The organism is Bradyrhizobium sp. URHC0002, from assembly GCF_054059515.1.
Genome location: NZ_JBSSCF010000001.1, coordinates 6,019,253 through 6,033,970, shown reverse-complemented (window position 1 = coordinate 6,033,970; position 14,718 = coordinate 6,019,253). Strand labels below are relative to the sequence as shown.

At 58.2% G+C, this 14,718-nt stretch carries 13 protein-coding genes; 7 read left to right on the top strand and 6 right to left on the bottom strand.

From position 1 onward, the window contains the following. The first annotated feature begins 1,449 nt into the window (after positions 1-1,449). The 3 genes from ACVWVY_RS29505 to ACVWVY_RS29495 all read left to right on the top strand — a co-directional run bounded on the left by ACVWVY_RS29505 (position 1,450) and on the right by ACVWVY_RS29495 (position 7,431). Complete coding sequence (locus tag ACVWVY_RS29505; protein WP_456632336.1) at positions 1,450-2,286, top strand: N-acyl homoserine lactonase family protein; 837 nt, start codon at positions 1,450-1,452, stop codon at positions 2,284-2,286. Positions 2,287-2,530: 244 nt separating this feature from the next. Beyond that, positions 2,531-5,005: a PAS domain S-box protein gene (locus ACVWVY_RS29500; protein WP_456629667.1), complete on the top strand. Its 2,475-nt coding sequence runs from the start codon at positions 2,531-2,533 to the stop codon at positions 5,003-5,005. A gap of 299 nt (positions 5,006-5,304) precedes the next feature. Next, positions 5,305-7,431 (top strand): response regulator, encoded by a 2,127-nt coding sequence (locus tag ACVWVY_RS29495; RefSeq protein WP_456629666.1) that lies wholly within the window; start codon positions 5,305-5,307, stop codon positions 7,429-7,431. Positions 7,432-7,604: 173 nt separating this feature from the next. Here the strand turns inward: ACVWVY_RS29495 and ACVWVY_RS29490 are convergent, their stop codons facing one another. Next, the gene (locus ACVWVY_RS29490; protein ID WP_456629665.1) at positions 7,605-8,585 is read right to left on the bottom strand and encodes a Bug family tripartite tricarboxylate transporter substrate binding protein; all 981 of its coding nucleotides are present in this window, start codon (positions 8,583-8,585) and stop codon (positions 7,605-7,607) included. Positions 8,586-8,923: 338 nt separating this feature from the next. Between ACVWVY_RS29490 and ACVWVY_RS29485 the strand changes: the two genes are divergently transcribed. Next, positions 8,924-9,583 (top strand): hypothetical protein, encoded by a 660-nt coding sequence (locus ACVWVY_RS29485; RefSeq protein ID WP_456629664.1) that lies wholly within the window; start codon positions 8,924-8,926, stop codon positions 9,581-9,583. A gap of 669 nt (positions 9,584-10,252) precedes the next feature. Here ACVWVY_RS29485 and ACVWVY_RS29480 read toward each other — a convergent pair. Further along, positions 10,253-10,459 carry a hypothetical protein gene (locus ACVWVY_RS29480; RefSeq protein ID WP_456629663.1) on the bottom strand — a complete coding sequence of 69 codons (207 nt, stop codon included), beginning with the start codon at positions 10,457-10,459 and terminating at the stop codon, positions 10,253-10,255. Between the two features lie 524 nt (positions 10,460-10,983). On the opposite strand from ACVWVY_RS29480, the gene ACVWVY_RS29475 reads away from it, so the two are divergent. Further along, positions 10,984-11,688 (top strand): Crp/Fnr family transcriptional regulator, encoded by a 705-nt coding sequence (locus tag ACVWVY_RS29475; protein WP_456629662.1) that lies wholly within the window; start codon positions 10,984-10,986, stop codon positions 11,686-11,688. Positions 11,689-11,931: 243 nt separating this feature from the next. On the opposite strand, the gene ACVWVY_RS29470 is transcribed toward ACVWVY_RS29475, so the two are convergent. Further along, positions 11,932-12,378, bottom strand: a complete 447-nt coding sequence (locus tag ACVWVY_RS29470) for a hypothetical protein (RefSeq protein ID WP_456629661.1) — start codon at positions 12,376-12,378, stop codon at positions 11,932-11,934. A gap of 97 nt (positions 12,379-12,475) precedes the next feature. Between ACVWVY_RS29470 and ACVWVY_RS29465 the strand changes: the two genes are divergently transcribed. Then, entirely contained in the window at positions 12,476-12,661 is a 186-nt protein-coding gene (locus ACVWVY_RS29465) for a DUF3606 domain-containing protein (protein WP_456629660.1), read from the top strand. 92 nt (positions 12,662-12,753) lie between these two features. Here the strand turns inward: ACVWVY_RS29465 and ACVWVY_RS29460 are convergent, their stop codons facing one another. Further along, on the bottom strand, positions 12,754-12,987 hold the full coding sequence (locus ACVWVY_RS29460; protein WP_456629659.1) for a hypothetical protein: 234 nt from the start codon (positions 12,985-12,987) through the stop codon (positions 12,754-12,756). A 13-nt stretch (positions 12,988-13,000) separates the two neighbouring features. Further along, entirely contained in the window at positions 13,001-13,198 is a 198-nt protein-coding gene (locus tag ACVWVY_RS29455; RefSeq protein WP_456629658.1) for a hypothetical protein, read from the bottom strand. Positions 13,199-13,529: 331 nt separating this feature from the next. Here ACVWVY_RS29455 and ACVWVY_RS29450 point away from each other — a divergent pair, with 331 nt between their 5' ends. Beyond that, positions 13,530-13,724, top strand: coding sequence for a hypothetical protein (locus ACVWVY_RS29450; protein WP_456629657.1), 195 nt, complete (start codon positions 13,530-13,532; stop codon positions 13,722-13,724). Between the two features lie 634 nt (positions 13,725-14,358). On the opposite strand, the gene ACVWVY_RS29445 is transcribed toward ACVWVY_RS29450, so the two are convergent. Continuing rightward, on the bottom strand, positions 14,359-14,592 hold the full coding sequence (locus tag ACVWVY_RS29445) for a hypothetical protein (RefSeq protein WP_456629656.1): 234 nt from the start codon (positions 14,590-14,592) through the stop codon (positions 14,359-14,361). Positions 14,593-14,718 lie beyond the last annotated feature (126 nt).

The following is a 14,718-nucleotide window of genomic DNA, read 5'->3' as shown; positions in this document are numbered from 1 at the left end:
CAGCTCGTCCTTTCCCCATTTTTTCGCGATCCCTCGAGGCCCACCAGCACAGTGACGAAGAGGAACTTCGACGGAAGCGCTCTGCCGAAACTCCGGCGGGCACTGGCTATGAGTGACAGTCACAAGACCTGTGTAAACCTATTACGCCGGCTGTAACTGTTACGGAATTCCAGCACGTCGTTTCGGCCGGACTCCTCCAGCCGGCGCTGGCCACGGCGCACGTCAGTTCGCCAGTGCCGACAGCCGAGCATACCAAAGCTCGCCTTTCGCGATCTAATCGGCACGTTGAACTCGGGGAGCGGTCTGCTCGGGACAAGATTGATCCTTTGGAGCAACTGATAAGCGAGTGAACCGCCTTTGATGTCGAGCCAATGCTCCCAGTCATGTCCTGGCCGACCGGTTCGCTCGTCAGAGCAACAGGGGGCGAGGTCGGTTTTGCGCGCCGAGTGGATGCGATCCATGGGGAGCCCAAGCACTTCCACCTCACCCGCGAAGTCGCGATGTGATGCGTTGAATTGCGATAGAGCTTTTGATCAGCCTGGGCGGATCAGGTGTGCGAGCATGGCGGTGCAAGCGATCTCGGCCTCGACAAGCGTCGGAAAGGGGGAGCCGCCGACCTTTATGGCGCATCGACTTTGGTGGATCGGGCGCCAAGATGCCAAATAACCATAGCGTCCGCGGAGGCCGGGACCGCTGCGAGTTTCAAAGCTGATCACGAAAGAGAAGCCGTTGCTTGTCGCACTCCAGAGATGCAGGTCCTCGACGGGACCGCTGACGCAGTTGAATTGCATGACAATCCCACACGAGCCCCCATCAGGAGGAAACAGCACTTCGCTGATTCGGAAAATGCAGTTCTGCTGACCTAACGTTGTTTGCTCAAGAGTGGCACAGCGCAGGCTCGTCGTCTAATTTCTTTGAACGACTACTGCCAAACAATTGTCCATCGCTGACTTGAAAACATGCGCCATCGGGATAAGAGCCGTCGTCCGCACGGATTTGCGCCCAAACGAAAAGGACCACCGGAGCGACCGATGGTCCTGAAAGCCTTGCGGCTTTCGTCTCGCATTTAACGTTGCCAGTTAGCTGCGGACAGACTGGCGGCTGCCGCAGGGTTGACCCTCGCTTTGCACTGGCTTTGCCACAAGTCGAGGTGCTGATCGACCGCGCGCGCGTCGCTAGAGACCGTTGATTCTCTCCAGTTGCAGCGAATAATCGCCACTCGTTGTTAGCGCTGGCACTTCCGCTGTTGGCACTTTTCGGACCTGACAGGCCCGACTAGCGATGTCTGTTCTCGAGGGTAAAGCGGACTTCCCAGTTGCGCGCCCAGACTTCTGAGTTTGACCCGAACCGGACGTAGACTTGCATTGGCTCGTGACGAGGGCCGCGCCGTCTGCCACAATGAATGTGGTCCAGAGGTTATCTAGGAAATGTCGGTCCAAGGGGTGCGCCATGACCAGACTATCGACCATCGCCGCCACGTTCTGCCTTTCGGCGCTAAGCGTATTCTGCAGCCAACCGAGCTGCGCCCAGGCCAAGCCGGGGATCGAGCGGCTCTACATCCTCAATTGCGGCGAAGGAGTTGCTGGCGACATTTCGCGCTGGTCTCCAGGCGTTAACGTCGGCAAGTCGATGGACTTCGTCGACAGTTGCTACCTGATCAAGCACGCCCAAGGCTGGCTGCTCTGGGATACCGGTGTGACTGACGCGATTTCAGCAATGCCGGATGGTCAGAAACCAGCGGATCCTAGCGCGACCCACTGGAAGCGGCCAAAGACGCTCGTCTCGCAGCTCGATCAGCTCGGTATCAAGCCCGCCGATATCAAATACGTCGCGGTGTCCCACACCCACCCTGATCACATCGGTAACATCACGCTGTTCCCGCAGTCCATGTTGTTGGTGCAAAGGGAAGAATATGAATGGCCCAATCCACTCGGCGTCGGGCGGTTCAAGCCCGAACATCCGGTGACAAAGCTCGAAGGTGACAAGGACGTGTTCGGCGACGGAAGCATCATGATCATCTCGACGCCAGGCCACACGCCGGGACATCAATCTCTACTGGTCAAGCTGCCCAAGACGGGGGCGGTTTTGCTGTCGGGCGACGCCGTTCACTTCAAGTCTAATTGGGAAAATCGTGGCGTACCTTCCATGAACGTCGACAAAGACAAGACGACGGCTTCGATGCAGCGCATGGCTGACCTTATGGCGAAGGAAAAGGCGCAACTCTGGATCAATCACGACAAGGCGCAGCGCGATAGCCTAAAGATGGCACCCGACTTCTACGATTGAGGCTTATCGGGATCCCGGACGCCGCTCACACGAGCTCCGGCTATCGCTACTTGCGACCGATAGCGATTTGATCGAATCAATATGCTTGTTTGCTGCGGTGCATGAGTCCGTTAAGGGCACATTTGAGACATGCCGACGCACGGTAACGATGTCTGGTTATAGGGGTAGAGCGGAAATCGTCGCTACGCGGCCAAACGACGCGAATGACCCAAATCGGACATATGCCGCCTTGTGAAAGGCTGATATGCTGGTCGGCGGCAAAGCGAAATCAGGACGCAAAACCGTGATCACCTTTATCGAGGATCCGGTCGCGAACGCAGCCAGCGTCACCCTTAGTTTGCGTCACGAGGAACAGGCCTTCGAAGTGCCCGCGCGGCTGTTCGAACAACTGCCGTTTGCCGTTTATCTTTGTGACCGGGACGGTCTCGTTCTTCGATACAATCGCCGCGCCGCCGAACTGTGGGGCCGGTCGCCTAAAATCCGCGATCCTAATGAACGGTTTTGCGGATCGTATCGAATGTTCCGCCCGGACGGCAGTCTGCTCCCGCACCATGAATGCCCCATGGCAGATGTGCTGCGCACAGGTGTTTCCGTGCGCGAACAGGAAGTACACATTGAGCGACCGGACGGCTTGCGTGGCATTGCGCTCATCGATATCGAGGTAATCAAGGATAGCGATGGAAACATTGTCGGCGCGGTCAACTGCTTCCAGGATATTACGGAGCGCAAACGTGGTGAGGAGGCCGCGCTACGGCTCGCCGCTATCATCGAATCAAGCGACGACGCAATCGTCAGCAAGGATCTCGATGGCACGATAAGGAGTTGGAACGGCGCCGCGCAGCGCATTTTTGGCTATCTGGCCGAGGAAGTCATCGGCAAGCCGATTACGATTCTGGTTCCCCCGGATCGCCACAACGAAGAAACCGCAATTCTTGAGCGCCTCCGCAGAGGCGAACGCATTGGTTCTTACGAAACCGTTCGCCGGCGCAAAGACGGAAGTCCAGTAGATATTTCACTCACAGTGTCGCCCTTGAAGGATACGGAGGGCAGGGTCATCGGCGCGTCAAAAATCGCGCAAAACATCACCGGGCGATTGTATGCAGAACGGGCGCTGCGCGAAAGCGAGTCGAGGCTGCAGGCGGCCGTCGATCTCGTGAGGCTCGGTTGCTATGCCTGGAATCCACAAACCAATGAGTTGCAATGGGATGATACGGTCAAGGCCATGTGGGGTCTGCCGGCGGGCGCGGTCGTCGACTACGAGGTGTGGCGGTCCTGCGTTCATCCAGACGATCTTGCGCGTGTCGAGGCCGCTATCCAGGGGTGCGCCGACCCGCGGAGCGATGGGGTCTACAATATCGAGTACCGGGTCATCGGAAAAACGGACGGCGTGGAACGCTGGATCGCGACCCGCGGTCAGATCAACTTCGAGAATGACGTGCCGGCTTCGTTCTTCGGAGTCGCCCTGGAGATCACGGATCGCAAACGTATTGAAAGAAGGCTCGAGCGCCGCGTTGAAGAGCGGACGCGCGAACTGGAGGAGACCAACCAGCAGCTACGTGCTCAAATAGAGCAACGGGAAATCGCCGAGGCCGAGTCCCAGCAACTGCAACGCCTCGACGCGATAGGGCAGATTACGTCAGGCGTCGCGCACGACTTCAACAATCTTTTGAGCGTCGTGCTCACTAACGCCCGTATGTTGTCGCGCAACCTGCGGGATGATCCCGGTGATCAGGAAGGTATCGAACTGGTTCTCGGAGCGGCGCAACGGGGTGCGAATCTCACCTCGCAACTGCTCGCGTTCTCGCGCCAACAGCGGCTTGAGCCTCAAGTGGTCGATCTCAACAGCACCATCGTGAAGATGGGTGGCCTACTCAATGCCTCGCTTCGTGGAGCGATCCAACTCCGCACGAACCTCGCCGCGGACCTTTGCCCAGCCTTGGTGGATCTAACTCAAATTCAGTCGGTGATCCTCAATCTGGTTATTAACGCGAGAGACGCCATGCGGTCAGGGGGGACTCTGACCCTCGAGACTTTCAATGCCATCACCGGTAAAGAGCTCTCCGGCCCGGAAGCGCCGGCTCCGGGAAAGTATGTGGGACTGACCGTCCGAGATACAGGCATGGGTATCCCCGACGATGTGCTCCCCCGCGTCTTCGAGCCTTTCTTCACTACGAAAGGACCAGGAAAAGGATCGGGTCTCGGACTCGCCCAAGTTTTTGGTTTCGCCAAGCAGTCGGGTGGAGGCATCGCGCTTAAGACGCACGTCGGCGAAGGCACCTCAGTGACGGTGTTCTTACCTTGTGCCGAAGTGGTCCCACGAGTGCGCGAAAGAGAATCTGGTGCCGAGCAAATTTCAACAGTGGAGCTAAAGCCCTGTATTCTAGTCGTTGATGATGATCGGGCAGTTCTCAGGTCAACCGTTAGAGTACTTGAGGCCGTCGGATATGCGGCGGTGCCCGCTGCCAGCGGACAAGAAGCCCTTGAGCTGATTGCAAACGGTCTGAAGATAGAGCTTGTTCTTGCGGATTTCGCCATGCCGGAAATGACGGGAGTCGAGCTCGCGAAAGCGATCTGCGCGACCGATCCCAACTTGCCCGTGATCCTCGTCACCGGTTATGGAGATCGCGAGACTTTAGAGGAGTTTCGAGAAGCGCAAGTACTTCGGAAGCCTTATGATGAAGACGGACTGATGAAGGCGATTCTAACGGCCCTAACCTAGGGTGATCTGCGTAGTTCGACTCCCGCCTGTGGCACCTAGCGGATCTGTCCGGGCGGTCTGACGAGGTCTGCTGTTGGCACTTTTCGGACCTGACGGGCCGGACTGACGAAGTCCGATTATGAGGGCAAAGCAGACCTCGCCGATGCGGGCGTCGACTTCCGATTTTGACCCGGAGCGGACTTAAGGGCACCAAGCCAATCCACCTGCAGGAAGGTGCTTTTTGATGCTTTTTGCTTGGGCTAATCTATCGTGCTTCAGCCGCAACGGCGGCCTGTTCCCCGGCGCATGCGAGAGGCTCAGTGGGCAAGGACGTTCACCCAGGACCATCAGCTTGGCCCGCGAGCGGCGGCGAGATGGGTGCGCGCGTTCGCGCGTTTGATTGGGAGAATACTCCGCTTGGGCCGATTTCCCGTTGGCCCCAGAGCCTCAAGACCACCATTGACCTCATGATGGCATCGCAACTCGCGATGAATCTGATCTGGGGTCCCGAGCGCATCCTAATCTACAATGAGGTCCATCGGGCGTTCATGGGCACGAAGCATCCTCGTGCCTTCGGCCGACCGGGGCGCGAAGCCTGGGGCGAGGTATGGGAGGCGGCCGAAGAAACGATCCACCGCCGTGTTTTCGCGGGCGAGACCGTTACGCTGGAAGACCATCCCTGGACGCTCCTGCGCAACAGCGGTCAAGAGGAAGCGTTTTTCACGTCGTATTTTACGCCCATCCGCGATGAGACGGGCGCGGTCGTCGCCAATCTCGCCACTGCTTTCGAAACGACCAACGCCGTAAAGGAAAAGGCGGAGCGGGACCGGGCCGAACGGGCCTTGCGCGAGAGCGAAGCGCGGCTAAAGGCTGCGGTCGACTTGGTAAAATTGGGCCGCTATTCCTGGAACCCTCAAACTAATGAGCTGGATTGGGACGAAAAGTGCCGGGCGATATGGGGCCTTCCGGCGGATGCGACCGTGGATTACGACATCTGGCGCACAGCGGTGCATCCCGACGATCTGGGAGCTGTCGAGGCTGCTATTCAACGATGTACTGACCCACAGGGCGACGGTGTTTACGACATCGAATATCGGGTGCTCGGCAACGACGGCAGAGAGCGTTGGATCGCGACGCGTGGCCAGACGCAGTTCGAAAATGACAAGCCCGTCTGGTTTTATGGCGTCGCGATCGATGTCACCGACCGAAAACGTATTGAGAAAACGCTCGAGCGCCGCATCGAAGCACGAACTCGGGAGCTGGAAGAGGCCAATAACGCGCTGCGCTCGCAGATCGCACAACGGGAGATGGCCGAAGCCGCCGTTCAGCAATTGCAGCGACTTGATGCAATCGGGCAGATCACGACAGGCGTCGCGCACGATTTCAATAACCTGCTCAGTGTCGTGCTCACCAACGCGCGTTTGCTCTCCCGCACAGTGCAAGGCCCTGACGATCAGGAAGGCATCGAGTTGATCCGGACCGCTGCTGATCGGGGCGCGAAGCTCATTGCGCAACTCCTTGCCTTTTCGCGGCAACAGCGGCTTGAACCCCTCGAGGTCGATCTAAACAGCATGCTCGTCGGGATTAGCAATCTGCTCAGCGCCACCTTGGGCGGCACGGTGCAACTCAAAACGATATTTTCTCCGGAGCTCTGGCCCGCTTTGGTCGATCCAAACCAAATCGAGATGATCGTTCTCAACCTCGCCATCAACGCCAGGGATGCGATGCAGCCGGGCGGCACGCTCACTCTCGAGACGTTCAACGTCACGATTGATAGCGACTCCTTCCGACCCGAAGAGCCGCCGCCAGGAGACTACGTGGGTCTCGCCATCAAGGACACCGGCACCGGTATCCCAGACGACATCCTGCCGCATGTGTTCGAGCCCTTCTTCACGACGAAAGAACGGGGAAAGGGTTCAGGCCTCGGATTGGCGCAAGTCTTCGGTTTTGCCAAACAGTCCGGTGGCGGCGTGCGTATTGAGACACGCCTCGGCCGGGGTACTGCGGTGAAGATCTTCTTGCCGCGCGCTGGGGTCGACGTTTCTGATTACCAAGCGGACTTCGTTGATACGAGCAACCGTCCGCAGACCACGAAGAGGTTGCGTGTTCTGGTCGTGGATGATGACAAGGCTGTCCTTAAGTCAACGGTCAGGATGCTCGATTATCTCGGATATGCAACGGCGTCGGCGGAGAGCGCCATTGAAGCGCTCCGGCTGCTCGCAAGAAATCAGGAAATTGACCTCGTTCTCGCGGACTTCGCCATGCCGGAAATGAGCGGCTGCGAGCTTGCGAAAGCGATCTGCGCGATGCGGCCAACTTTACCAGTCATCCTCGTCACCGGCTATAGTGATGTCGACGTCCTGAAAGAGTTCAACCACTTGCGAATTATTTTGAAGCCGTTCACGGAAGGTGACCTAGTTAACACGATCAGCGCTGCACTGGGCTAAGCCAGCTAGGTCACTTTTCCGATGTCCGTTGTTTGGCACTTTTCGGACCTCCCAGGCCCGGCTGGCGACGTCTGTTCTTGAGGGCAAAGCGGACTGCCCAGTTGCGCGCTCGGACTTCTGAATTTGACCCAGAGCTGCCATTCCGTGTGGGCGCAGACGCACAGAAGCCAGCATCAGTCTGCCTGCAAACCAGCAGCCTTGATGGGACCTTCCCAGCGCGCGATCTCCTCAACCACATATTTGGCAAGGTATTCGGGCCCGCGCCGCTCAGGTGCAACGCCGACCACGCCGATGGCGTTAAACCGTGTCTTGATTGCAGGCGTATCCATTGCGACATGGGTTGCCTCGTTCAGCTTGGCCACAATGTCCTTCGGCGCGCCTTTCGGCAGGAAGAAAGCCGTCCAAGTCACGACATCGTAGTCCGTGATACCCTGCTCGTGCGCGGTCGCAAGCTCGGGCATCAGCGGTGTTCGCTCGCGCGACAACAGCGCGAGGGGCTTCGACTGCTTTGCGGCGGCGCGCGCCACAACGGTACCTATGTTGCCGCACATATAATCGATGTGGCCGCCGATCAGGTCGTTCGCGGCAGGCCCGCCACCCCGATAGGGAACGTGGGGCACGTCGACGCCGATCCTCGCGTTGAGCAGCGCGCAAGCAAGATGCGTGGTCGATCCAACACCTGCCGAGCCGTATTGCACCTTCGTGCCGTTCTGTTTCAGCAGCGCGGTAAATTCCGCAAGGTTTTCAGCGGGTAGATCCTTGCGGCCTTCCAGCACCATCGGCTGGTCAGAGAAAAGCGTGACGGGGGTGAAGTCGCTCACTGCATCATAGCGGCGCTTTCGGTATATCGATTGATTGTAGGCGTGGGTGCCGACGGTCCCGAGCAGAACTGTATAGCCGTCCGGCTTGGCGTTGATCGCGCGTTGGACGCCGATGATGCCCCCTGCGCCAGTCACGTTCTCCACGATCATTGATTGGCCGAGCACCTCGCCCATGCGCTCTCCGATGATACGGGTTATCGTGTCGAACACGCCACCGGCCGAGTAGGGCACCACGATGGTGATGGGCCGCGCTGGATAGGATTGCGCTTGCGCCGCAACCGACCAGATCGCGGCCCCAGCAACCGCAAGCAACGCAAAACGGCGCCCTAGCATACGTCGCTCCCGATCATGGAAAGCTCCGAGCTTTAGAAACTAGCATGTTTTGCGCCGCCCGTCGAATAACCATGTGCGTTTGCTGGCAGTGCATGAGTCCGTTGTTGGCACATTCGAGACATGCCGACGGACAGTAACGATGTCTGTTTATGGGGGTAGAGCGGAAACCGACCCGAAAGACCCTTAGCGGACCTTCGCAGTTGGGCTTGGCGCTTTTGCAGAAGTGCTTTCCCGAGACGCTCGAACTCAGCGGAGGGAGACCTTTTCAAGGTCAGCCATTCACAGCGCACGCGCTGCTCCGGTAGACCGATCTATGCACCGTCCCTTAGCTAATGCCGATGAACTGGCTTGCAAAATTCATCGGCTCGACCGCGCTGAGCGGCTTGAATATGTTGCTCGGCACGGGCGGCAAGATCATCACCGACATTCATGCCGACAACACCACGCGCCAGCGCAACGAAAACGATGCTGGCAACCAACTGGCCGGCACCATCGCGAACGCATCCAATGCCGCCGGCGGCCAGCGCGCCGACGTCCAGAAATCGCAAGGCGCATGGGGGCCGTTCGGCCTGGCCGGCTTCATCATCGCGATGGCGTTTGCATTTCACGTGGTGATGGTGGTTCTGGACTCGAGTAGCTGGCACCTGGTGCCGGTGTTCAAGTTCCACATCGTGCCCTGGCTCGAGTGGCAACCGCATGTCATCAATTCCTGGAAGATCGCCGCGCTGCCAGGCAAGTTCGAGGATACCGAGCACGAGATCCTCAAGGCGCTGTTCTATGTCGGGCCGTCCTCGGCGGCGCTCGTCATCGCGTCGAAAGCGTTTTCGACGATGACCGGCGACGCCGTTACCTGGGCATCGTTGGCGGTCGCGATCGGTCTCGATCCTGGGATTCTGGACGCGCTACTCCGACCGCATCACCAAGGCCGAGTCAAAGGCCGACGCTGCCGAAAAGGCGGCACATGCGGCCTCGATCCTCGCGCAGGCACTGCAGGTTAAGCTCGAGGGCGTTCAAAAGGAGTTCGCTGATTACCGCGAGGCTGCCGCCCTCAAGTTCGTTTCCGATCGCGACCTGATCCAGGCTGAGGAGCGTTTCAGCGGCCTGGTGGAAAGCATCCGGACCGATATCCGCGGCATGGCCGAGCGGCTCGATCGCGTTCTCGATCAGCGCGCAAATTGAGAGGAGTCTTTCCGATGTCTCTGATCGCGCTGAAATTTGTTTTGGCTGCTCTCATTGCGCTGCTGCTGCTGGTCCTGACGTGGCAGGTGGCGGAGCTGCGCGCCTGGCGCCGCGGAAAGTGAGATCGATCCGCGCCGAGAAGATTCGGCAAACAGGGGGCGACGGGACCACCCGAGCTCGCGTTTGCACTTCAATTTCTGAGCAAGATGGGACGTCTGCTTTACCCCCCGAGAGCGGACGTCAGTCTGGCGAGTCCAATTGTCCATCAAGTGCCAAGAGGCGACATGATGCAAGAGGCCGCCAATTGCGGCGGCCTTACTGGTTGCGAGTGAACGTCGCTATCTTCCGATCAAGCTGCCATAGCTCTACGTCATGCCCGTCCACTAGCTGCTTGGCTTGCTCTTTAGCGGCCTCTTCATGCTCGCAGATTAGATCGACTCGGCGCTGAATATGGCCGTCGGGTCCCAGGACATAGGCGCGGTACTCGTTCATTTGGGCGACGCAAGCCCCGGCGACGACAGCCAATCGTTCATGTATGAAGCTGTTTCGGCTTGTCGCGCCCGGCGCAAAAGCAACTCGCGCGCTTCGCTACCCGGAAGCTGCTTTTCGGCCGCTTCTTTGAACAGCCGGGCCTCCTCGGCTAGACGCTCTGCAAAGGTGGTTTGGTGTTTTGTACGTTTCCGTATCTGGCCCATGGCGCACACTCCGCAACAAACTAATCGCAAATTCTAAGCGCATTCCGCTTTCGTCCGCCTGTCCCATTCCCGAAATTTCAAATCAAGCCACTATGTGAATTTTATACCCGGCTAGCGAAAAGCTCGGCCAGACGCTGTGGCTCACCTACGGCACTAACGATGGCAGAGGCTCGAAGCCTGACCGGGTCTCGCTCGCCGTCCGCCGCGAGCTTTAGGATGTGGTGAGCCATCTCAGATTTGAGGGTTTCAGATTCGGAACCATCCGGCAGATCTGCCCAAGCTGCATCAAGCACCTTTCGGAGGATAACCAAGGTTTCCGGATCGTAATGGGCCATCTCAGCACCTCGAGAAGTCCATTCCAAACCCTGATCCCGATGGCTGTCGGTACAGTACCCGACATAGCTGAAAATAAAGCTCGCTTTCCCCCCTCAAAGGCCTAGCGTCTGTGCATTATCGGCAGTCTTTTTTAGGCCCGCCGCTGACCGAGAGTTCTTTGTGCTCCCGCCTGCACTCGGGAGCATGACATGCCCAATTCCGGAAATTTGCTATTAGCCTCTCTTTCCGAGAGTGACGCCACTGCTCTGCAGCCACACTTGAAATCCGTCCATCTGGACACCGAGCAAGTTCTGTTTGAGGCTGGAGGTAAGGTCACAGACATCTACTTTCCGACAGGGGCGATTGTCTCGCTGGTGGTGGGACTTTCCTCCGGAGAGATAATTGAAGCCGCGATGGTCGGTAGAGATGGGGTCGTCGGCGCATTCGCCGCTCTTGGCGGGAACGTTCCCCTCAATCGAGCCATAGTCCAGTTCGCCGGACCCGCGCAGACTTGCAAAGTGAATGAACTCAAAAGCGCGGCGCTTCAAAGTCAATCCTTGCTGTCAACGCTGTTTCGTCATGAGCAAACGGTCTACGCTCAGGCAAGCCAATCGGCTGCTTGCATGGCAGCTCATGTGGTGGAGGCGCGACTTTGCCGATGGCTTCTTCGGGCAAGGGATTTGGCCGGCACCGACAATCTGCAGTTCACCCAAGAATTCCTTGCTGAGATGTTGGGCGTCAAGCGAACCAGCGTGACGTTGCATGCGCGCACGCTTCAACAGGCTGGAATGATAAAATATTCGAGAGGCCACATTCAGATCACCGATCTTGAAGCCCTGCAGGAAACCGTCTGCGAATGCTACGGGACCGTCAAATCGTACTACCACACATTGCTCGGGCCGCAGACGGTGTGATCCTGAACCTTGGTCCCGCTCGTCGGAATGCTGGGATCGAACGTAGGCGTCGGCATGCGGGATAAATAGGAAATCGCAGGCAAAAAGCGAATCTTAGTTTGATCTGCCTCAACACTCGTATCCGTCACGATGAATACCAACTCGTTAGGGCGTTCATCAAACGGGGCAAATAATGAACTCATTCCATGTCATCGGCACGCTGATCATACTAGCCCTCCTCGGAGGGCTAGTATGGCGCATTCTTCAGCACATCTCATAAGAGTACGTCCTACTGATAAATTCAGGGGGCGAACGTAGAGTTTGGAATGCGGGAGAAATAGGCAACCGCACGCGAGACTGATTCAGACCAACCGAAGGGTCAACTGACGCCGATCGTGATCCTCGTGCCACAAAATCAGAAATCGCAGAGGGAAGCTCGCGCATCTGTAGATCGCAGCGCCGGCGCAATTCGCGGGCGACATCTTCGGAAACGTCTTCCGACCAGCGCTCGGCGGTATTGAAGGCGACAACGCGGATTGGATTGCTGAACTGGTCGGTCAGCAGGTCTTGGATGACCGTCTCGAGGTCGGTGGTTTCGTAATCGGCTTCGCGCCAAGTGCGGCCTAATCGACCTAAGCGATCCGCCACCAAGTAGACCGTCTCGTCGTTGTCGTTCGGGATTATCGATGGCGTCCAACTTGACCTACGCATTATGAACTCCACACAATACGGGATTGAATTGACCTGAGCTGAATCGTTCCGGCACGAATTGGAACCCCTCCTATGATCACGCGGGAGGTATTGCAGGATGGCAAAAGCAAAGAAGCAATTAAGTCGCGGGCGCAAGCAGGACCGGGCACGGGTCGCCGGTGGGCAGGACTACGAGGTGCGCTATACGGCGAAGAAGACGAAGAGGTCGGCAGGTGCGGTGAAGAAGGCGGTCAAGAAAGTCGGCAGCAGCCGCAAGCGGGTCGAGCGTCGGCTCGGTCGTTAGGAACGCCCAGGGTGCGCTACCTCAGCCTAAGAAGGGCCTCAGCGAGGCCCCTGGGCCCTTTCGTATTGGGGCGGCGACTGAGGCGTCCTTGCTCAGTTGCGTAGCTTCTTCAGAATTGCTCGCTGGTCGCTGGCGTATTCCCCAGCGATTTGCCGGGCTTGGGCTGTGTTCATGGCTTTCTCGACTTCATCGGCCAGCCGATCCAAATGCTGGCATAGCCGGTCGAACATTTCCCGTTTGGCGTGGCCCGTAGCGAGATCGCGAATTAGAGCGGCCTCCGACGCGTCCCGTCGCAGTTTGTCGATTGAGGCGAGGTAATCCTTCATGGTGCTGCGCCTCTTACTGCGGCGACCGCAGACCGGGCGACTTCAGCCAATGGTCCAGGTGCGCAGCGGTCTCGGCATGCCGGGCTTCCCGTTCGAGCTCATGCCGCTCATTGCCGGGCGGCAGTTTCTTCGCTTCCGTGCGTAAGCGTTCGGCCTCCTCAATGAGTCGATCGGGAATGGTCAATACGTCTTGGAAACGGCGTCGCTGCATGGCGCTCTCCATTCCAAAAGAGGATGGCGGGAGCGCAAGGGGCGATCTCATCACCGATAGCTGCCACAGGATGGAGCGGCGACGGGACCATTTTGCGCCCCACTCCGACCCGCGCGCCACAGCTTTATTATTCCTTACAAAGGGAACTTTCTGGGTTTGGCTCATATGGCGGCGTTTGAGTGGGCGAGTAGCAACGCTCCGCCCCGGTTGCTTGCTGGTACGGCTCGCGCTGTGAGCGGCGCTGACGTGCGGCTTTGACGTTAAAGGAGGATTTTCCTAGGAACTCCTTTCGGACCTGGGAGTTCCGTCTCAGGAGCCGGAGCCTACAACGATGCAAGAAGCCGTTGATCGCGTGATGCAAGCATACGGTATGATGATCAACATAACAGCGGCGCAGGAACTGGAAGCCCGAGAGCGGGTTTCCAAATTCTTGAGCGATAAAGGCGAAGACGAGCGCAAGCTGGCCGTCGAAGGCCTCAAATATTTACTTGGCCGCGTCACAAAGACTCGACGCCGCGCTGCTTAAGCGAACAACCGGCCGGCGTAATATTGCGGGGTCAGGTAGCGCAGCTTCTAATCATCCCAGATTCGCTGTCCGCAGCCGCAGCGGTACAAGCGCACAATTTTCCCACGCTGGGTATCAAGCATGCTGGTTACCAGGTACGGGAAGGCGGCGCAGTTTGGGCAGCGCGGCTTCGTGTCCGGCGTTTTGGGAGCGGAGTTCTCTGAAATTCCTATGCTCATTGTGCCTGCCACTTATTCCCCGAGGCGATAAGCACCAAAGTGCACAGAGGTTCCTACGGCGCGTGGCAGAATTTCAAATGCGCATGGAACCAAACGGAGAGCCATCTAGTGAGATGCTGGGGCTTTGGGTGACTGCGCACGTCAAGCCCAGCCCCAAATTAAGCGAACATCGCGGCGCCGGCCGGCGTGAAGGTCGCGAAGGTCCCGGATTCGTGCATCTGGAGCCAGTCGCGCTCCATCGCGAGTTTGAGGCCATACTCGGCTGGGCGGCCGGTTGCCCAGTTCGGAGCTTCTTGAGGATTTCGCTTTTAGTCGAACGGCCCCAGCCTAGGAGCGGAACACGGGGCCGCCACTCCAATGCGCGCGGCGACGGGGCGTGGCGCCCCGCGTCAACGCGACCGGTTACCAGTCCGTTCCTAGCGAGCCTTAGACGCCTCGTAAGCTGTTGGCTGCCTTTCGGGAGCCTTCGGAATCTTGAATGTCATGGGGAATGTGCCTGCCGCCAAACGCTCGTAATCCGATTGCTCTTCGGACAGACGCCTTTCAATAAATTCGCGCTCAAGATCCGTGAGCTTGGTTTGGAGCAAACGTCGGTAGCGGGCGATATTATTGCGATGGCTTCGCAAGCGGGCAATGTTTTCGTCCATCATCGTCGTCATCCTTTGACGGTCGTTACAGCTTTCCCTTTTGGCTTTAGAGGGGCGATGCCCCGGCGAAAAACTTATGCACGACCGGCAGACTGTCAAGAACTCTGGGACGCAACCACGGAGATGGTC